This is a genomic window from Rheinheimera sp. A13L (assembly GCF_000217935.1).
Classification (GTDB): domain Bacteria; phylum Pseudomonadota; class Gammaproteobacteria; order Enterobacterales; family Alteromonadaceae; genus Pararheinheimera.
In genome coordinates, this window is sequence record NZ_AFHI01000012.1 from 152,946 (window position 1) to 171,989 (window position 19,044).

General features: G+C 47.2%; 17 protein-coding genes. 4 read left to right on the forward strand and 13 right to left on the reverse strand.

Annotation, left to right across the window (positions count from 1 at the left end; all coding sequences use genetic code 11):
• Nucleotides 1-2 precede the first annotated feature (2 nt).
• The 13 genes from fliM to RHEIN_RS08205 all read right to left on the reverse strand — a co-directional run bounded on the left by fliM (nucleotide 3) and on the right by RHEIN_RS08205 (nucleotide 14,866).
• The gene (gene fliM, locus RHEIN_RS08145; RefSeq protein ID WP_008898501.1) at nucleotides 3-1,091 is read right to left on the reverse strand and encodes a flagellar motor switch protein FliM; all 1,089 of its coding nucleotides are present in this window, start codon (nucleotides 1,089-1,091) and stop codon (nucleotides 3-5) included.
• Nucleotides 1,092-1,103: 12 nt separating this feature from the next.
• Entirely contained in the window at nucleotides 1,104-1,628 is a 525-nt protein-coding gene (fliL, locus tag RHEIN_RS08150; RefSeq protein ID WP_008898502.1) for a flagellar basal body-associated protein FliL, read from the reverse strand.
• 85 nt (nucleotides 1,629-1,713) lie between these two features.
• Entirely contained in the window at nucleotides 1,714-3,771 is a 2,058-nt protein-coding gene (locus RHEIN_RS08155; RefSeq protein ID WP_008898503.1) for a flagellar hook-length control protein FliK, read from the reverse strand.
• A gap of 127 nt (nucleotides 3,772-3,898) precedes the next feature.
• Nucleotides 3,899-4,339, reverse strand: coding sequence for a flagellar export protein FliJ (gene fliJ, locus RHEIN_RS08160; protein WP_008898504.1), 441 nt, complete (start codon nucleotides 4,337-4,339; stop codon nucleotides 3,899-3,901).
• Between the two features lie 3 nt (nucleotides 4,340-4,342).
• Nucleotides 4,343-5,680: a flagellar protein export ATPase FliI gene (gene fliI, locus RHEIN_RS08165; RefSeq protein ID WP_008898505.1), complete on the reverse strand. Its 1,338-nt coding sequence runs from the start codon at nucleotides 5,678-5,680 to the stop codon at nucleotides 4,343-4,345.
• A gap of 48 nt (nucleotides 5,681-5,728) precedes the next feature.
• Nucleotides 5,729-6,532, reverse strand: a complete 804-nt coding sequence (gene fliH / locus RHEIN_RS08170) for a flagellar assembly protein FliH (RefSeq protein ID WP_008898506.1) — start codon at nucleotides 6,530-6,532, stop codon at nucleotides 5,729-5,731.
• A gap of 22 nt (nucleotides 6,533-6,554) precedes the next feature.
• Nucleotides 6,555-7,589 (reverse strand): flagellar motor switch protein FliG, encoded by a 1,035-nt coding sequence (gene fliG / locus RHEIN_RS08175; protein WP_008898507.1) that lies wholly within the window; start codon nucleotides 7,587-7,589, stop codon nucleotides 6,555-6,557.
• Entirely contained in the window at nucleotides 7,582-9,300 is a 1,719-nt protein-coding gene (gene fliF, locus RHEIN_RS08180) for a flagellar basal-body MS-ring/collar protein FliF (RefSeq protein ID WP_008898508.1), read from the reverse strand. The genes fliG and fliF overlap by 8 nt, the downstream gene beginning before the upstream one ends.
• Before the next feature lie 16 nt (nucleotides 9,301-9,316).
• Entirely contained in the window at nucleotides 9,317-9,658 is a 342-nt protein-coding gene (gene fliE / locus RHEIN_RS08185; RefSeq protein WP_008898509.1) for a flagellar hook-basal body complex protein FliE, read from the reverse strand.
• Between the two features lie 241 nt (nucleotides 9,659-9,899).
• Nucleotides 9,900-11,255 carry a sigma-54-dependent transcriptional regulator gene (locus RHEIN_RS08190; protein WP_008898510.1) on the reverse strand — a complete coding sequence of 452 codons (1,356 nt, stop codon included), beginning with the start codon at nucleotides 11,253-11,255 and terminating at the stop codon, nucleotides 9,900-9,902.
• On the reverse strand, nucleotides 11,242-12,366 hold the full coding sequence (locus RHEIN_RS08195) for a sensor histidine kinase (RefSeq protein ID WP_008898511.1): 1,125 nt from the start codon (nucleotides 12,364-12,366) through the stop codon (nucleotides 11,242-11,244). Before RHEIN_RS08195 ends, RHEIN_RS08190 begins: the two co-directional genes overlap by 14 nt.
• A 122-nt stretch (nucleotides 12,367-12,488) precedes the next feature.
• Nucleotides 12,489-13,940, reverse strand: a complete 1,452-nt coding sequence (locus RHEIN_RS08200) for a sigma-54 dependent transcriptional regulator (RefSeq protein ID WP_008898512.1) — start codon at nucleotides 13,938-13,940, stop codon at nucleotides 12,489-12,491.
• A 128-nt stretch (nucleotides 13,941-14,068) separates the two neighbouring features.
• On the reverse strand, nucleotides 14,069-14,866 hold the full coding sequence (locus RHEIN_RS08205) for a flagellin (RefSeq protein WP_008898513.1): 798 nt from the start codon (nucleotides 14,864-14,866) through the stop codon (nucleotides 14,069-14,071).
• Between the two features lie 240 nt (nucleotides 14,867-15,106).
• On the opposite strand from RHEIN_RS08205, the gene pseB reads away from it, so the two are divergent.
• The 4 genes from pseB to pseG are packed head-to-tail and all read left to right on the forward strand — an operon-like array spanning nucleotide 15,107 to nucleotide 19,043.
• Nucleotides 15,107-16,108: a UDP-N-acetylglucosamine 4,6-dehydratase (inverting) gene (pseB, locus tag RHEIN_RS08210; RefSeq protein ID WP_008898514.1), complete on the forward strand. Its 1,002-nt coding sequence runs from the start codon at nucleotides 15,107-15,109 to the stop codon at nucleotides 16,106-16,108.
• Entirely contained in the window at nucleotides 16,105-17,256 is a 1,152-nt protein-coding gene (pseC, locus tag RHEIN_RS08215; protein WP_008898515.1) for a UDP-4-amino-4,6-dideoxy-N-acetyl-beta-L-altrosamine transaminase, read from the forward strand. Before pseB ends, pseC begins: the two co-directional genes overlap by 4 nt.
• A 3-nt stretch (nucleotides 17,257-17,259) precedes the next feature.
• Nucleotides 17,260-17,955, forward strand: coding sequence for a pseudaminic acid cytidylyltransferase (pseF, locus tag RHEIN_RS08220; protein ID WP_008898516.1), 696 nt, complete (start codon nucleotides 17,260-17,262; stop codon nucleotides 17,953-17,955).
• Nucleotides 17,952-19,043, forward strand: a complete 1,092-nt coding sequence (gene pseG, locus RHEIN_RS08225) for a UDP-2,4-diacetamido-2,4,6-trideoxy-beta-L-altropyranose hydrolase (protein ID WP_008898517.1) — start codon at nucleotides 17,952-17,954, stop codon at nucleotides 19,041-19,043. Before pseF ends, pseG begins: the two co-directional genes overlap by 4 nt.
• The last annotated feature ends 1 nt before the right edge of the window (nucleotide 19,044 follow it).

Below are 19,044 nucleotides of genomic sequence, written 5' to 3' on the forward strand. Positions count from 1 at the left end.
GATTATCTCTCCCCACGTTCAGATAAGTTTAAGTCCGCTTCCAGTTCAGTGATATCCGCATCGCTGTCCAGACGGCGACCGCCTTTAGTGAACACATGCATTTCTGATTTCACGGACTCAGGTCGTTTAATTTTCTCAATAATTTTTAATGCAATATTGTCGCGGGAACGTCCCATTTTTGCTCTGTAAGTCGGTAAATCTTCAATCAGCACAGTAATATGATCAGGCATTTCTACTGGAATAATATCGCCGGCCTGCAGATTCATCAGTTGTTCCAGTGTCACTTCCACATCCAGCATTTTGGTGGTCAGATCCACTTTCACATCCATAATTTCGTCACGCAGCGCCTTACTCCAGCGTAAGTCGGTATCTTCTTTATCACTTTGTACACCGGCATCCAGTAATTCGCGGATGGGTTCCAGCATTGAATAAGGAAGAGCCACGTGGAAATCACCACCACCACCATCCAGTTCAATATGGAAAGAGCTGATGACCACCACTTCGGTTGGGCTGACGATGTTAGCCATGGCAGGGTTGACTTCAGAATCCAGATATTCAAAGGACACGTCCATCACTGGCGCCCAGGCTTCTTTATAATCTTCGAAGATAAGTTTCAGCAACATCTGGATAATACGGCGTTCTGTCGGCGTAAATTCACGACCTTCTATTTTGGCATGATAACGACCATCGCCACCAAAGAAGTTATCCACCAGAATAAAAACCAGACGCGCTTCCATCGTAATAAGGCCAGTCCCTTTTAACGGACGGAACCGCACCATGTTTAAGCTGGTCGGAACAAAGAGGGTGTGTACGTACTCACCAAATTTAATCATCTGCACGCCGTTAATGGAAACCTCGGCGGTGCGGCGCATCATATTAAATAAGCTGATACGCATATGACGGGCAAAACGTTCGTTGACCATTTCGAGCGTGGGCATACGACCACGCACGATACGATCCTGTGAGGAAAAGTCATATTCAGTCGCAGAGCGCCCGCGACCGTCGCCACTTTCCTCGACCTCTTCTTCTTCAACGTCATCGACACCATGGAGTAGCGCGTCAATTTCGTCCTGGGACAATAAATCAGTCAAGCTATTGCTCTCTTATTGCATCACAAAACCAGTGAAAAGTACTTCTTCCACTACTTCACTGCCAGCCACGCCGGTTAAGGCTTCCTGCACATCTTTTAGTGCCTTTTTCTTTAAATTTTCTTTGCCTGCAACTGTGATCAGCTCTTCGGCATTGCTGGTGCTGAAGTTACGTAACAAGGTACTTTCAATCAAAGGAATATGCACTTTGGCTGTTTCTTCGTTGTTACTGCCACGAACCAGGAGTTGTACTTTAATTTGCACCAGACGATCTTTGGATGCGCCAGGCACATTAAAGATAAAAGGCCTTGGCATACTGACATACAAAGCAGTACCTTTAGCCGCCAATGCATTTGGGTCTGTTGGCACCGCGCTTTCAGCGCCAGCTGCGACCGGAGCAGGTTCAGACGAACCACCTGACATCATCAGTACAGCAACTACAGCTCCAATGGCAAGCACAACAGCTGCAGCTATGATGATAAGCAGCTTTTTCTTTTTCGCTTTACCGTCACCAATCTCTAAGTCTTTACCCGCTGCCATTTTTATTCCTTATCCACTGTGATGAAGCCGTATTATTGACCTCGCCATTCATCAAAGGCAATCTCTAACTGTGCAACTGTTGTTTTTACGCATAATAATCCACCACACGATCCGAATGCCTTGTTGGCACCAGTGCAGGATCAACCAGCTCATCAGTACTGTCCACAGCTGTACCAGTACCTCCGGCAGTGCGACGGCCGCCTTCCTGACCTGAAGAAGATTGGTTTTGCTGCTGTACTGAGCCTTGACTCAATTCAATGCCCTGCTGCTGCAATAATTCTCTGAGTTTTGGCATTTGTTGTTCCATCAACTCTTTGGCATTGCCCTGCTGCACCATAAACTGCACTGACATCTGATCCTGCTGCAGGCTTATTTTGATTTGCATCGAACCTAATTCAGACGGATCCAGACGAATTTCAGCTGTGTGTACTTTGTCTTTGACCATCATCAGCATTTTTTCTTTTAACTGATTCGAGGCTTCAGGTTGGATCAAATTCAGTTTTTGTCCAAGCGGATCGGCTTGCTTTTGGCTTTGCTCAGCAACAGCTTCACGACCCGTCACTGTAATAGCTGCGTTGGTTTTTTCCAGACTGGATTTCAGTTGACTGCTAAATGAGTTGGTTTCTGTCACCAGGGGAGCAGTGACTTTTTGTTGTTCAATCACGCTTAGTAAGGTTTCAGCTTTGTTCTGCTGCTCAGATCCACCGGATGAGGAGGACGCTCCCTGCTCTCCCTGAGCTGAAACAGTTGCAGTCTGAAGTTGCTTTAATGCTTCTTCGGTGGTGACTTTAGCCTCTGCATTCACAGCTTTAGTTTGCTGAGCGACAGGAGCCACTATGGCTGCAGCACTTTGAGCCTGAACTGACATTTTAACATCGGTGGCAGGAGCTGCAGCGAGCAAGCTTTCCGCATCAATCTCCTGCTCTGCAGCAGTTTGGCTGCTGGTCACTGCAACGCCTTTAGGCAAAGTGGGTTGCTCTGTCTGAAGCAATGCTTTATTCACTACAACAGGAGGAGCAGGTTCAGTAACCGGGACCACTGCAGGCTCATGTTCAGCTTTTACAGCTGGCACAGGGCCTTTAATTTGTTTTTCAATATGAGCAAAAATTTTGCTTTGATCAGGACCAGTATCTTTATTGGTTTTTACCAGAGATTTATCTGTAACTTCTGTCGTGGTTTCAGCCAGACTTTCTGACAATACCACAACGGCCTCTTGCTGCGCTTTGGGCGCTGATTTTTCAATATGAGCTATGATTTTGCTCTGATCCGGCCCCGTATCTTTATTGATTGTCGCCAGGGCTTTGTCTGTCACTGCAGTTGCCTGTTTTAAGGCTGTGTCAGCTGGCTTTGTTGTGGTATCAGCAGTGTCATTTTTTGCCGTTGTTTTTTGCTCTGTCTGAGCAACAAGTTTTAACGCTTTTAACTCTTCCACACTCAGGTGCTGCTCAGCAGTTTGTTCTGTGCTTTGTTCTGTGCTTTTTGCAGTGAGCGGCTTTTCACTGAGCACTATAGCGCCATCACTTTGAGCTGCCACTGTTGTTTTTGCTGACGCAGCCGCAGTTGTAGCTAAAACTCTGGCCTCTGTTATGTTCTCAGACGGTCCCTTTACAACGTCTGCCTGAAGCACTGCAGGCTCTTCCGTCATTCCGGGACCAGGTTTATCCACACGTGGTAACGGGGTCAGCTTGGTATCAGCCTCTGCTTTTTCCGCTTTGGTTAAACGCTCATGCAAACTTTTTGCTTTTTCCAGCAAGTTTAACCAATGGGATTGTCCGCCCTCGCCTTTTTCAGCACTCACAGGCTCAGCTTCAGTGTCATCTGCAGTCAGTGTTTTATCATCTTTAGTGTCTGAAGGGTCGTTAGTCACCGCAGATCCGGCGGTCTCACTTTTAGTGTCGGCTGTGCCAGCACTCTGTTTTTCAGCCGATTTGTTCTGTTCCGGCACTTGTGAGGCAGTATTCTGCCGCGTTTTATCAGAAGCTTTTGCTGATTTTTCCGGCGCTTTTCCATTGACTTCTGCAGCCAAAGTAGCGGCAAAACTTTGATCTGGCTCTGCAGAAGCGTCGTTTGACAAAGCAGCTTGTGGCTTTGCAGCTGAGACAGGCTCAGAGCTAAGCAGTGTCATTGATAATAATTCAGCCATCGATCACTCCGGTCCGGGTCCTTGCAGCTCAGAGGCTGCTGTTGTTTGTCTGTGACTGCACATGGCAGGCTACATCATTTTTTTACAAACGAGATAATTGAAAATACATACAAAATACGCGCCAAACTTAACTGACTCTACGGAAAAATTGCTGAGTAACGATTTCGTCCAGCATTTTTTGTTCTTGTTTGTCCGCTTTGCGTTGTACTTCCGCCAAATCCCGTTCAATCAGTATTTCCAGCGCCTTGCGTTTTTTCTGCATCGCCAGCAGCTGCATTAAACGCTGATCAGCATTCGCCTTCGCTTGCTGTACATACTGCTGTTGTGCTGTTAATGCGGCGTCCAGCTTGCCAATAAAGTTTAAGTACTGATTAAAATGGCGGCTGGCCATACCTTCCTGGCCACGACTTTGGGTTTGTTGCACATACTCAATACGGTAATCTGCCAGGCCCTGATACTTTTGCTGCATCGACTGATAATTCTGCAATGCAGCTCTGTACTGCGCCTGTAATTTGTCTTCTTTTTCCTGCTGGACTTTCACCAACAGCTGAAGCTGTGCCAATGCCATAACTTAACGCCCCATAGTGCCTGGTAAGAGTTTATCCAGTTGCGTCAGACTTTCGTCATAAGGCACAACCTCTTTCATTTCCTGCTGTAAAAAACCACGGATTTTTGGCATCAGCTGCACTGCGGCATCCAGCTGTGGATCGGCGCCTTTGACATAAGCACCAATAGAAATTAAGTCTTTGCTTTGCTGGTAAGCTGCATACAACTGTTTCACCGCTCGCGCCAGTTTTTGATGTTCCATACTGGTCACCGCTGGCATAACCCGGCTAATCGACTTTTCGATATCTATGGCCGGAAAATGACCACTGTCGGCCAACTGACGTGACAGAACTATGTGGCCATCTAAAATTGCACGCGACGCATCAGCAATAGGGTCCTGCAGATCATCACCTTCGGACAATACAGTATAAAAGGCTGTAATAGAGCCCTGACCTACGGCCCCATTACCGGCTCGTTCTACAAGAGCTGGTAACTTAGCGAACACTGAAGGAGGATAACCTTTAGTTGCAGGTGGTTCGCCGACCGCCAGAGCTATTTCCCGCTGCGCCTGAGCGTAACGGGTGATGGAATCAAGCAACAGCAGCACATCCAGCCCCTGCTCACGAAAATACTCGGCCACCTGCACTGCAGTTTCACAACCTTTTAAGCGCATTAAAGGCGAGACGTCAGCAGGCGCTGCAACAACCACAGAACGCTTACGGCCTTCTTCACCTAAAATTTCATCAATAAATTCTTTGACCTCACGGCCCCGCTCGCCCACTAAACCTACCACTATCACATCGGCTGCAGTACCCCGGGTCATCATGCCCAAAAGTACTGATTTACCTACACCTGAACCTGCAAACAGCCCCATACGCTGACCTTTGCCTACAGTAATAATACTGTTGATAGCGCGCACACCGACATCCAAAGGGGCATGAATAGGCTGACGTTGTAATGGATTAATAGGAGGTTTTTTCGCACCGCCAAATTCCTGACTTAAAATCGGCCCTTTGCCATCCAATGGTTTGCCTGCACCGTCAATCACCCGTCCGAGCAATGCCATGGTTAAAGGCACCCCTTTGAAGTCATTTAAAGGAGTCACTTTGGCGCCAGGCACTACACCTGACACATCATCTTTGGGCATTAAAAAAATACGATCGTTGGCGAACCCTACCACTTCAGCAAATAACTGGCCTGAGGCGGTTTCCACGTGACAGGTCTGGCCTATAGCCGCGGTGCAGCCTGTAGCTTCCAGAGTCAGCCCCACGACCCGAACCAAACGTCCGGCCAGATTAGGTCTGCTTTTCTGAATATGCTGCAGCTGTTGTTTTAAATTAGCGGCTAACTGTGAAGACGACATAAAGATAAAACTCCGAAAACAAAGCCTGCGACAAAGCAGGACTTATTATTAATCAGGAGAATGCAAGAAATGCTCCAGACTGCTTTGCAATCTGTGTTTAATAGTTCTGTCCATGGAAGATAATGAGGTTTCCAGCAAACAACCACCACGTTCAATGGCAGGGTCTGAGCGCAACTGCCAATGCCGTTCTGCTAATTGTTCACCACTGAAATGTTGTTCTACCAAAGCCAGATCGTCAGGATGAAGTTTGATCAGAATATGTTCGGTTTGCATAGGCAATACAGAGGTCGCATCAGAAAGTGTTTTTAAAATCACTTGTGGATTGGTTTTTACTTCCACCGCTATCACAGCTTCAGCCATCGCCAGACAAAGCTGCACCAGTTGCTGCTCAACCTGTTGATCAATTTGCAATAAAGGGTGCTGCAGCTGATCCAGCAAGGCCGCCAGTTCCTGCTTCTTCTGCTCTATTTCTTCTGAGGCTTGTTCTAAACCAAGTTTTTTCCCTTCAGCCTGGCCCTGAGTCAAACCATCAGCACTGCCCTGTTCGCGGCCTTCTTCATAGCCTTTAGAAAAACCTTCTTCTTTACCCTGAGCAAAACCTTCATCAAAAGCCGCCTGACGTATTTGTTCAATATCGTCAGCCGTCAGAGGTTTGATCTCCAGTTCAGTTTCTTCTTCTAAAGCAATCGATGCCACCTTTTTTGTCGGCAGCGTTTTGTTCAGCGCATTGGTTTTACCTGCTGGCGCTTTTCTATCTGAGCTCAGCTCAGGGCTGGGCCAACGTTTGAGTAACTCAAGTAACTCATCCGTTGGCGCAAAAGGTTGTTTGGTACGAAAAGGATCCATGGTCATACAGCTTTACTCCAGAACCCTGTTACAGGAAGTCTTCACCACCACCACCACCAAGCATAATTTCACCGGCATCCGCCAGACGCCGTGCAACTGACAGTATGTCTTTTTGTGCCGCTTCCACTTCGCTGACACGAACTGGTCCCATGGCTTCCAAATCGTCGTTCAGCAATTCTGCTGCACGTTTGGACATGTTTCTCAGGATTTTCTCTTTTAAGTCAGCATCGGCACCTTTTAGTGCTTTCATCAATGCATCCTGCTGCACTTCACGCAGAATGGTTTGAATGGCCCTGTCGTCAACGTCGATCAGGTTTTCAAATACAAACATCAAATCCTGAATTTGTTGCGCCATTTCTTCATCATGTTCGCGAATGGAGTCCATCAACTGGCCTTCAACATTAGTATCAAGGTAGTTCATGATATCGGCCGCTGCTTTTAAGCCGCCCATTTTCGCGGCCTGAGCACCAGCCTGACCTGCAAACTGTTTCTCCATAATTTCGTTTAATTCCTGCAATGCCGCCGGTTGTACTTCTTCCAGGTTGGCAATACGCATGGTTAAATCCAGGCGCACTTTTTCCGGGAACTGCGATAAAATTTCAGCGGACTGCTCAGGCTCCAGATAAGACAAGACAATAGTCTGGATCTGCGGGTGTTCGTTACGAATGATGTTCGCCACCTGTTTTGAGTCCATCCATTTCAGCGAATCCAGACCTTTGGCACCACCACCCAAAATAATCTGATCAATCAGGTTCGAGGCTTTTTCTTCACCCAAAGCGGCGGTTAAAGCACGGCGGATGAACTCTTCGCTCTGGAAGCCTATAGTACTGAAATTCTGAATTTGTTCGATAAAAAGCCGGTGCACAGCAGAAATTTTAGCCTGATTCAGATCATCGATCTGCGCCATTGCCATACCCACCTTTTGCACTTGTTTTGGCTCAAGGTGTTTTAAAATCTGTGCAGCGTCCTCTTCTGACAAACTCAGCAACAGGATGGCGGCTTTTTCAACGCCATCTAATTTGCCTACGTCAAAGGCTGGCTTGGTGGTTTCAACATTACTCATCTTCGGCTAACCAATTTTTAACGACCAGTGAGGACAATTCAGGTTCGTTCGCCACAAGGGCACGAACCGCTTTTAACAGGTCTTCGTCACCATGCAAGTCTGGCAGCATCAAGGTACCATCGGCTGCAAAACCGACAGATTTTGAATCAAACTCGCGGGTTAACATATCCAGAGTATCATCTCCCAGATCCAGACCACTGCTTAATGAAGATTCATCATAAGTGTCCTGTGTATCTTCAGGGTAAATCAGTTTCTTCAGCATTGGACGAACTACGGCAAGGATCAGCACTATAATGATCAGCGTACCCATCACCAGCTTCAGCATACGGGCAAACCATTCCTGCTCGTAAATAGGTGGTTCCACTGCTTCAGCCATTATGCTGCGCGCAAAAGGCACTGAGACCACTTCTATAGTATCGCCCCGTTGCACATCAAAACCAATGCCACCTTGCAATAAACGGCGGATATTTGCAATTTCGGCCTGTGAACGGATTTGAGGTTCAGTGACAGAGCCATCAGCAGCAGTAGAACCAGGTAAATAATCCACAGCCACAGACACACTGATCCGACGGATCACACCAGACTGCTGAGTCGAATGACTGATGGTGGTATCCAGCTCATAGTTGCGGGTCATCTCTTTGGTATTACGACCCGGCACTACAGCTTTGCCGGCATCAGCTCCAACTGCTTGTTCAGGAATGGCGCTGTTCAGTGGGGGCTGATTGGTTAAAGCGCCAGGAATACCACCTAAACCACCGCCTACGCTGTTTTCTTCAATGCTCATTTCGCTGCGCACCGCAGGTAAATCAGGATTAAAGCGTTTTTGCGTTTGCTCAACAGCAGTAAAATCCATTAATAAATCAACCTGCGCTGTGTAGTTATCTACTCCCAGCACCGGGATTAAAATGGAGTCAATTTTCTGACGATACTCTTCTTCACGGGCGCGTTCCATCTCGTATTCTTTGCGACTGCGGGCAGATGAAGCATCTTGCGAGCCACTGTTGAGCAGACGACCGTTTTGATCCGTTACTGTAACGCGACTGGGTTCAAGACCTTGTACTGCAGAGGCGACTAAATCGACTATGGAATCCACTTCGCCGTCTTTTAAGCTTTTACCGCCCCGGACTGTCACCATCACAGTAGCTGAAGGTTGTTTTTCACGGCGGGCAAAAATATTTTCTTTTGGAATAGCAAGCAGTACACGAGCTGAAGCGATGCTCTGAAATTGTTCTATAGTGCGGGCAAGCTGTTGTTCACGGCTGTGTTTTAAGCGTTCCATCTCTAAACGCTGACTGACGCCAAAACCGCTGTCCTGCATCAGAATTTCATCGCCTGTGCTTTGTTCTTGCTGCAAACCGGCACGGGCCAGTTTAAGTTTGATGTCCTGGTATTCTTTACCAGACACCATCACCACCTGACCTTCCAGCTTGTAATCTACTTTTTGGCTGTCCAGATAATCCAGAGTTTCAATCAGCTCTTTGGTTTCAAAAGTGCCTAAAGGGCGCATATCAGGCTCACGGGCCCATAAAATAATCAGTACAGCTAAGGCGATACAAATCGTTAATGCGACAATCAGACTGATTTGACGCACCATGTCCATGCCACCGCCCATAGAGCCAAGGAAGCCGGATTTTTGTTCTTGTTGCACCGGAGTGCTGCTGCCAAAATCATCTGACGAAATTGCCAGTTCAGTTGAGGTACTTTCTGCCACGTTTTAATCCCCCGCCTTAGACCGGCATCGACATAATTTCTTTGTAGGCTTCAACCAGTTTGGTTCGCACCTGTACTGTGGCTTCAAAAGCTAATGAAGCTTTTTGCCCCGCAATCATGGCCTGAGCCAAAGACACTTTAGGGTCGCCCATTTCAACAGCTGTCGCCAGTTGACGGCTTTCACCTTGTAAGCCATTGACCTTATCCAGCGCACCTTTGAGCATGGCGGAAAAATCGGATTGGCTGTTATTTTGCTCAGGAATAGCCGGGATCGCCATCTCAGAAGACACACTTCGGGCTTGTGAAGCGAGGGATTGAAGTTCCTGATAAAGACTGTGACCTTGACCTTGAATGTTCATCTGCTGGCACCTGTCAAAATATTGCTATTACTACGATTAACAGAGATAAAGCAGGGATCGTGCCAGTATTGAGGGTCAGAGGTTTAGCTCTGATCCTCCGTAGTGAGGCTAGCTGGTCACCAAGTAAAAATATCATTATAAAACAGGAGCTTAAACTAAAGCGCCAGGGGTATGCAGAGTCTAAAACTCTGACATCAAGGGGTGTAAAAAAAGGTCAGAGCCTAAGCTCTGCCCTTGGGATTCAGGCGGGTAACTGTATACCAGACTCACGCATCCGGGCCAGTTTGTATCTTAAAGTACGGGCGCTGATCCCCAGCCGTTCAGCCACTTCTTTGCGGCTGTTGGCGCAGGCACGCATGGTCTCCAGAATAATACGGTGCTCCTGCTCGTAGATCTCAGACTTAAAAACACTGACATCTTGCTCAGCGTTTTGAGCAAAAGCTGCATCAGGCATGCTGTCCATCATAGTGGGTGCTGATTCCAGCAAAATATCAGCAGCATTGATCTGATCGCCATCACAAATAATCAGAGCCCGTTGCACTATGTTGTCCAGCTCACGCACATTACCTGGCCAGTAGTGCTGCATCAGCTTGTGCTGAGCGGCATAACTTAAAGTGGGTTGTGGCATACCTGTGCTGCGACAATGGCGCTCCAGCAAATGCATAGCCAGTGGCACTATATCAGCCGGGCGTTCAGCCAGAGCTGTCCAGGTCAGTGGAAACACATTCAGACGGTAGTATAAATCTTCGCGGAATTTACCTTCAGCCACAGCTTGTTTTAAATCTCTGTTACTGGTGGCAATGACCCGCACATCCAGTTTGATGGTTTTGCGTGCGCCTAAGCGCTCCACTTCACGTTCCTGCAATACCCGCAGTAATTTCGCCTGCAGGTTTAAATCCATTTCACTGATTTCATCCAGTAAAATAGTGCCTTGTTGGGCTTGTTCAAACTTGCCGGGGCAAGCCTGTATAGCGCCGGTAAAGGCGCCTTTTTCATAGCCAAACAAAGTAGCTTCGAGCATATTTTCCGGAATAGCAGCACAGTTAATAGCAACAAAAGGACCATCGGGACGACCGCTTTGCTGATGGATATAACGTGCCAGAACTTCTTTACCTGAACCACTTGGCCCCAGCACCAGCACATTAGCGTCAGAACGGGCAACTTTCGCCGCGAGTTTTACCAATTGTTTGCCCTGCTCTGAATGCACTACAGGTTCAATAGTCGCAACTTCTGCACCCAAAGCATAACGACTGACCATATTGATCAGTACTTCGGGTGAAAATGGTTTCGCCAGATAATCCACAGCACCATGACGAATAGCCACCACTGCATCATTGACGTTGGCGTAGGCCGTCATCATCAGCACAGGCAAAGAGGGATAATTCAGTTTCACGGTTTTGAGTAAATCTAAACCTGACATAGTGCCCATTTGCACGTCACTGATCAGCAAAGAGATTTTATGCTCTTTTAACAGCTGCAAGCCCTGCTCAGCACTTTGGGCTGGCACCACCTGATAATTCGCCAGACTCAGCGTGTCACACAATGCTTCGCGTAAGCCGGCATCATCCTCTACGACCAAAATACTAGTTGTTTGCATAATTTAACTCCTGACCTGCAGTGACAGGCCGATAGACCGGAAACAATAATTCAAAACGGGCACCACCCAATGCAGAAGTGCAATAGCGGATAGAGCCATTGTGGGAATGAGCAACAGCCTGTACCACAGCCAATCCAAGGCCAGTGCCCTGACTACGGGTCGTGAAAAAGGGTTCAAAAATTTGTTGTTGTAAATGTTGTGGTACACCAGGGCCATTGTCTTCAACCGCGATGATCACTTGCTGCGAATTCGACGGATCTAATCTGGCTTCCAATTTTAATACCGCGCCCTGACCTATGATCTGCATACTGTTTTGTATTAAATTCTGAATAGCACCGGCTAAGCTGCGGGGATTCCCAAGAATTTGCACATCGGGTTCAGGTAACTGGACGCTGATTTGACTCTGTTGTTGTTCTACCAAGGCTTCAACGCCAGCAAAAACTTCTGTCAGCAGTTGCTGTAAAGACAAAGCTTCTACTTGTTGCTCGCGTCCTGCGCGCGCAAATAACAACATGTCATTGACCTGTTGTTCTAAATCCACCAGACGGGCCACCAGCTTGTGCTGAAATTGCTCACGCGACTGCGGATTCAGTTTAGGACTGGTTAAATTCTGGGCGTATAACAAAGCTGAAGATAACGGAGTGCGGATTTGATGCGCCAGCGACGCCATCATTTTTCCAAGGGTAGATAAACGTTGCAGATGAGCGAGACGGCTTTGTAGCTGGCGGGTTTCCGTCAGATCAGTTAATACAATCAACTGCCCTGCTTCAGGCTCCAGTGAACTGATCGCCAGCTTGACTCTGCGACCATCCAATAAAGACACTTCCATGCCATCATCACTGCGGGGCCGGAATGAACGCGCTATCACGTCCAGCCAGCGCTGCCCCACTAAAGGTTCGCCCAGAATAGAAATAGCAACAGGATTGGCTTCAGCCACATAACCCCGTTCATCCAGCACTATAACGGCTGTCGGCAGGTTATTGACTAAATGTTGCAGACGACGGGCCTGACGGGCCGTAGAAATGGCGGTTGCTGAGGCTGTCGCTATTTCTGGCTGCGCTTGTGGCTGCATTTCTGCTGCAACATAAGCATAAGCTTTGGCTGTACTCATAACGTCTCTGCAAATGAATTGACACTAGCCATTCAAATGCACAAGACATGCCACAATTAAAATCCGATTTAAGACACGTAAAATCAATAACTTAACAGGCCATTTTTTTGACAGTTCGGTTATCAGGCCTGGCTTTCATCCCGCATCAAATTGTATTTACGCATTTTTTCCACCAGGGTAGTACGGCGCAAACAAAGAATATCCGCCGCTCTTGCAACTACATAGTCGTGCCGCTCTAATGCCTGAGTGATCAAAGAAATTTCCAGTTCAGCCAAAAACTCTTTTAGATCCATGCCCTGCTCTGGCAAAACTTCAATACTCTCTGGTGCAGAAAACAGCGACTCCTCTGTGCTTTCGTCTTCATCGTCACTGCTTTGGAACAATTCATTAATGGCGTCCCGCTCCAACAAGGCATCCGGATAAACAGGCACATAAGTGTCGACTTCCAGATGGCGGTATTTTTGCGGTAACTCAGCCACATCCACCACCTGATTCGGAAACATAATAGCCATACGTTCCACCAGGTTGGCCAGCTCACGCACATTACCAGGCCATGGGTGCAGTTTTAGGCTTTCCAAAGCCCGCTCGGTAAACTTCACTTTGGCATGACCTTGTTGCTCAGTGCGGATAATCAATTCCTGCACCAACAGCGGCAAGTCATCGCTTCTGTCGCGTAATGCCGGGGTTTCAATAGGAAATACGTTCAGGCGATAAAATAAGTCTTCACGAAAGCGCCCTTCTTCAATCATGTTTTCCAGCGCTCTGTGGGTCGCGGCAATAATACGTACATCAGCCCGGATCGGCTGACTACCGCCCACCCGTTCATAGATCCGCTCCTGCAGTACTCTTAACAATTTAACCTGCATAGGCAAAGGCATATCACCAATTTCATCCAGAAACAGAGTGCCGCCCTGTGCCAGTTCAAAACGGCCTTTGCGGGTAGAAATAGCACCGGTAAAAGCTCCTTTTTCATGACCAAACAATTCGCTTTCCAATAGCTCGGCCGGAATAGCACCACAGTTCAGCGGCACAAAAGGCCCCTGACTGCGATTCGACAACACATGGATATTACGGGCTACTACTTCTTTGCCTGTGCCTGAATCCCCAAGAATTAATACATTGGCGTCAGTTTTGGCCACTTGTTGGATCAGGAAACGGACCTGCTGCATGGCCTGAGTTTGTCCAACCATACCAATAAAACGTGATTGCTCACATTGGCCTTTCTGGCCAGGCAATAAACGCTGGTATTCCTGGCAATCCCGCAGTAACTGGGTAAAAGAAGCGTAAGAGAAAGGTTCGGTCAGTAAGCCAACCACATTGGCTAAACCCAGATGGTGCTTCAGAGTCTCGCCCAGCAGCAAAAAAGCACAAGCCGGATAACGACGGATCAGTTGTTCATGATCCTGACTGGATAAAGCCCCTAATAAAATCACAGCCTGCGAGCCCGCATGTAAATGCTGGTCCAGCTCGTGGTAGTTCAGCAACTGATGAGTTTCAGAAATAAAACTCAGCACTGCACCTAAACGAGAGGTTCGTTGTTCCTGCTGATCAAGAATATAGAGCTTGGTGGTCATAAGACTCAGACTTTTATTGCTTTTTAGTCATTCTACAAAGCTTGTCTGAGGTTGCAAGGTAAAACGCTATTTTTTTGACACTGGTGTCAAAAAAATAGCGTTTTAGAGAGGGAAAAAAGAGTAAAAAATTAAGCTAACAGCTTTAAGGCTTGTTGTTCAGAAATACGGCCCTGGCTTATTACAGAAACAGAAGCTTGTTCACGAACACCAGCTGCTACCTGCTCTGTTACCGCTTTGGCATAATCCAGGTCCTGAATACGGCTGATGGCTTCCTGCTCGTTTACATTCTGCGTTTGCAGATTACGGGCCGTAGACTGCAAAGCGTTAATAGTAGCGCCTAAATCAGTTCTGTTGTTGTCCACCAGTTGTGAAGAAGTCTGGATAGACTTCAACGAAGCTTCCGCACTTTCGGCAGAAGACAAATCAATACTGAAAGCACCTGAGTCAGTTAATTTAGTGGATAAATCCTGAGTTTTGATAGCAATGCTGCCATTACCTGTACCGACCGGAATAGAGCCATCCTGATCAAATAATTTGATGCCGGCAAATTCAGTGTTTTTAATTTGATCCTGAATACTGGCAGCGTAGGCGTCAGCTTGTTTTTGTAATGCCTGACGGTCAGAAGCCGACAATATGCCATTACCAGCCTGCACTGCTAAACGACCCATTTCATTCAGGTTGTCTGTCACGCCCTGCAGACCTTGATCGGCCACAGTAGCTAAAGAAATACCATCGTACACATTCTGTGTGCCCTGAGCTGAAGCATTGGCACTTTGAGTTAAGCGGTTGGCAATTTGCAGTCCGGCAGCATCGTCAGCAGCGCTGTTGATACGACGGGCAGTGGCTAATTTTTTCAGCAGATTTTCAGATTCATTCGAATTGAATTTCAACTGATTTTCATTGGCGAAGGAGCTACCGATTTTCATACTACTACCTCAGGCTATTCCAGAATGGACAGGCTATGCTTGGAGTTTACCCCAAAATGATCAGCTTCCCCAAGCTTTAGTCTGTACTTTTTTTATGCAACAGCGTCACTTCAAGCCTGTGCGAAGCTAAGCACCTATTTAAAAAGGATTTTTTAATAGTGGAATAAATTATGCTAAGGTTTGTTACAGTGGGTACAGATCCAATATGACTGTCAGTTTTATGACACATCAGGGGCGCTTATGTTTGACGGCAAAAATATCTTCATTACAGGTGGCACTGGCTCTTTTGGCCATAAATACACCCAAACTCTGCTTGAGCGGTACAAACCCAATAAAATTATCATCTACTCCAGAGATGAATTAAAACAATACGAAATGCAGCAGAAGTTTAATGCGCCCTGCATGCGGTATTTTATTGGTGACGTGCGGGATCAGGAACGTTTGATTCGTGCCATGCGTGGTGTGGATTATGTAATTCATGCCGCAGCGCTGAAGCAGGTCCCAGCTGCCGAATACAACCCTATGGAATGTATCAAAACCAATATCAATGGTGCCGAGCATGTGATTAACGCGGCCATAGAAAATAATGTCCAGAAGGTCATAGCCCTGTCCACCGACAAAGCCGCCAACCCTATTAATTTATACGGGGCCACTAAGCTGGCTTCTGACAAACTTTTTGTCGCCGCCAATAACATCTCAGGGGGTAGCAAACCCCGTTTTTCTGTGGTGCGTTATGGCAATGTTGTGGGTTCACGGGGTTCAGTAGTACCATTTTTTGAGCAACTGAAACAAAAAGGCGCTGACCATATGCCTGTGACTCACCTGGAGATGACCCGCTTTTGGATCAGTCTGCAGCAAGGTGTCGACTTTGTATTAAAGAACTTCGAACGTATGTTGGGCGGTGAAATTTTTGTACCCAAAATCCCTTCAATTCGTATTGTTGATTTAGCCAAATCTATAGCGCCGGATTTGCCTATTAAAGAAGTAGGTATACGTCCTGGTGAAAAATTGCACGAAATGATGTGCCCTGGTGATATGTCCTATAACACCTACGAATACGACGATCACTATGTGATTGCGCCTTCTATCCACTTCTCCAACAGAGGCAATAATTTCACCGTGAATGCCTTAAAAGAAAATGGCAAGTTGGTCGCACCAGGCTTTGAATATGTGTCGGATAAAAACCCGCACTTTTTAACTCTCGAAGAGCTGGAAAGTTTTAACAGAGACGCGATGTTATGATCCCTTATGGCAGACAGTCGATAAGCGAAGAGGATATTCAGGCCGTTGTCGATACGCTCAAATCTGACTTTCTGACTCAGGGCCCGGCTGTGCCAGCTTTTGAGAAGGCCTTAGCAACCTATTGCAATGTGCCTCATGCAGTGGCAACAAATAGCGCAACCTCTGCCTTGCATATCGCTTGTCTGGCATTAGATGTTAAAGCGGGCGACAGAGTCTGGACCAGCTCCATCAGTTTTGTAGCCTCAGGGAACTGTGCTTTGTATTGTGGTGCCACTGTCGATTTTGTCGATGTGGAGCCTGACACAGGCCTGATGTCTGTCAAAGCTTTAGCCGCTAAATTACAACAGGCAGCGGCCAACAACACTTTACCTAAAGTACTTATTCCGGTGCATCTGGCTGGGCACAGCTGCGCTATGCAGCAAATTTCGACCTTATGCCGGCCTTATGGCATACGCATTATAGAAGATGCGTCTCATGCGATTGGTGGCTCTTATTTACAGCATAAAATAGGTAGTTGTCAGTTTAGCGACATCACAGTCTTCAGCTTTCATCCGGTAAAAATTATTACCACAGCTGAAGGGGGTATGGCGCTGACGAAAGATTTAACCCTGGCTGCTCGTATGCAATTGCTACGAAGCCATGGTATTACCCGTAATCCCGAAGACATGACCGAAGTCAGTCATGGCCCCTGGTATTATCAGCAAGTCGAACTGGGCCTGAATTACCGAATGACCGACCTGCAGGCAGCATTGGGTTTAAGTCAGTTGAAAAGGTTGGACACTTTTGTAGCGAAGCGTCTTGCAGCCGTTGCCCGTTACCGTAGCTTGTTGCAAAACTTACCGCTGGATTTACCAGAAGAATGCCCTGCCGGTCAGTCGGCCTGGCATTTATATATTATTAAACTGCATGACGAAAATCGCCGTTTAGCTGTCTTTGAAGCACTACGCAATGCTGGTATTGGTGTCAATGTGCATTACATTCCTATTCATACCCAGCCTTATTATCAACAGCTTGGCTTTCAATGGGGTGATTTGCCACAAGCAGAAGATTTTTACAGCAGGATCATTAGTTTACCTCTGTACGCCGATTTAACAGCAGAGCAGCAGCACCAAGTGGCTTCAGCACTGCAGGACGCCTGCAAGGAGTAACGGATGCGACTGGCCATTATTCCGGCACGCGGTGGCAGTAAACGTATTCCGCGTAAAAATATTAAAGACTTTAATGGTAAGCCGATGATTGGCTGGTCTATTGAAGCCGCATTGTTATCGGCGGCTTTTGATGAAGTCTGGGTATCCACAGATGATGCTGAAATAGCTGTTGTGGCGCAAAAATTTGGCGCCAAAGTGCCTTTTATCCGCCCTGCTGAATTATCAGACGACCACACAGGCACTTCAGCCGTGGTGCGCCACGCGATTAACCGGGCCATACAGCAGCAGTTAGAGCCCACATTAGTTGCCTGCATTTATGCCACTGCCCCTTTGCTTCAACCTGATATGCTGAAAGAAGCCATGCTGCAATTGCAACAGGATCCGGCTTTAGATTATGTATTCTCTGGTTGTCGTTTTAGTTTCCCTATTCAGCGGGCTTTATATCGCTCTGAGTCAGGCAAAGTAAATGCTGTAGACCCAGCCTCTATTCCTAAACGTTCACAGGATTTGCCTGAAACTTATCATGATGCAGGTCAGTTTTATTGTGGCCGCGCTCAAAGCTGGTTGGATGCCAAACCGGTGTTTTCACCAGCTTCTTATTTGTATGAGCTGCCACAGCATCTGGTGCAGGATATAGATACTGAAGAGGATTGGCTGCGGGCAGAGCTGTTACATCAATTGCTGTTAAAACGCCTATGAAAGCGGCAAAAAACGCCTTGTTTCGGGTAGATGCCTCAGCCGTTATAGGGTCAGGCCATCTGATGCGTTGCCTGACCTTAGCCAAAGCATTGCAGCAATCAGGTTGGTTTATAGCTTTTGCTTGCCGCGCCCATCCGGGTAACTTAATTCAGTGGTTGCGTGATCAGAGTTTTGACGTCCTTGAATTAACAGCTCCAACTACAAACACTCAAGCCACAGGTTATGCTGCCTGGCTTGGTGTAACAGAGCAGCAGGATGCAGCGGAGCTTATGCAGCAACTGCAAGCGCCTGTCGATTTATTAGTCATTGATCACTACGGTTTATCCTCAGTGTTCGAACAGGCGATGACAGGCTTTTATCAAAAACTGCTGGTGATTGATGACTTAGCCAACAGGCCTCACCACTGCGATTATTTATTGGATCAAAACCTCTATCCACAGCTGCATAGCCGCTATGAAACACAGGTCAACAAAGATGCTCTGCTGCTGTTAGGCCCTTCTTACGTGCTGCTACGTCCGGAATTTGCAATTTTTCAACGAACGGCAAAAGCCGAACAACTGCGTTTTTTGGTTTTTTACGGCGGTACAGACGAGCTTAATTTAACCCGGCTGAGCATCGAAGCGTTACAACAACTTCAGAAAACCGACTTTCATGCCGATATAGTCATAGGCCTTGCCAATCCACACAAGTTTGAGCTTGAAAAACGTTGTGCTGAAGACCGTCGTTTTACGTTGCATATTAATACGCCACAGATGGCTGAATTGATGAGTCAAGCTACTTTAATGATAGGCGCAGGTGGTTCCACCCATTGGGAGCGCTGCGCTTTGGCATTGCCAGCTTTGGTGGTAACTTTGGCGGAAAACCAGGTCGCCAGCACCTTATCTTTAGCCGATGCCGGCGCTTGTATTTATCTGGGACATGGCCAGGATTTAACAGCACAGCAATTAACACAAGCAGTGCAACAGCTGCTGGGCAATCCAGAGCAGTTGCAGCAGATGTCAAAACAAGCCAAACAACTGGTGCCACAAGGCGGCGGTTGTGCTGCTATTGTAGATTTACTCAACACAGAATTTCAGGGTCGGCATTAAA

What these genes read in the sequence shown, in the direction of transcription:
- pseC (WP_008898515.1), top strand. Translation starts at nt 16,105, where the DNA reads ATGATCCCTTATGGCAGACAGTCGATAAGCGAAGAGGATATTCAGGCC.
- RHEIN_RS08190 (WP_008898510.1), bottom strand. Translation starts at nt 11,255, where the DNA reads ATGCAAACAACTAGTATTTTGGTCGTAGAGGATGATGCCGGCTTACGC.
- fliE (WP_008898509.1), bottom strand. Translation starts at nt 9,658, where the DNA reads ATGAACATTCAAGGTCAAGGTCACAGTCTTTATCAGGAACTTCAATCC.
- RHEIN_RS08205 (WP_008898513.1), bottom strand. Translation starts at nt 14,866, where the DNA reads ATGAAAATCGGTAGCTCCTTCGCCAATGAAAATCAGTTGAAATTCAAT.
- fliI (WP_008898505.1), bottom strand. Translation starts at nt 5,680, where the DNA reads ATGTCGTCTTCACAGTTAGCCGCTAATTTAAAACAACAGCTGCAGCAT.
- pseF (WP_008898516.1), top strand. Translation starts at nt 17,260, where the DNA reads ATGCGACTGGCCATTATTCCGGCACGCGGTGGCAGTAAACGTATTCCG.
- fliH (WP_008898506.1), bottom strand. Translation starts at nt 6,532, where the DNA reads ATGACCATGGATCCTTTTCGTACCAAACAACCTTTTGCGCCAACGGAT.
- fliL (WP_008898502.1), bottom strand. Translation starts at nt 1,628, where the DNA reads ATGGCAGCGGGTAAAGACTTAGAGATTGGTGACGGTAAAGCGAAAAAG.
- RHEIN_RS08200 (WP_008898512.1), bottom strand. Translation starts at nt 13,940, where the DNA reads ATGACCACCAAGCTCTATATTCTTGATCAGCAGGAACAACGAACCTCT.
- fliJ (WP_008898504.1), bottom strand. Translation starts at nt 4,339, where the DNA reads ATGGCATTGGCACAGCTTCAGCTGTTGGTGAAAGTCCAGCAGGAAAAA.
- RHEIN_RS08195 (WP_008898511.1), bottom strand. Translation starts at nt 12,366, where the DNA reads ATGAGTACAGCCAAAGCTTATGCTTATGTTGCAGCAGAAATGCAGCCA.
- fliG (WP_008898507.1), bottom strand. Translation starts at nt 7,589, where the DNA reads ATGAGTAATGTTGAAACCACCAAGCCAGCCTTTGACGTAGGCAAATTA.
- RHEIN_RS08155 (WP_008898503.1), bottom strand. Translation starts at nt 3,771, where the DNA reads ATGGCTGAATTATTATCAATGACACTGCTTAGCTCTGAGCCTGTCTCA.
- pseG (WP_008898517.1), top strand. Translation starts at nt 17,952, where the DNA reads ATGAAAGCGGCAAAAAACGCCTTGTTTCGGGTAGATGCCTCAGCCGTT.
- pseB (WP_008898514.1), top strand. Translation starts at nt 15,107, where the DNA reads ATGTTTGACGGCAAAAATATCTTCATTACAGGTGGCACTGGCTCTTTT.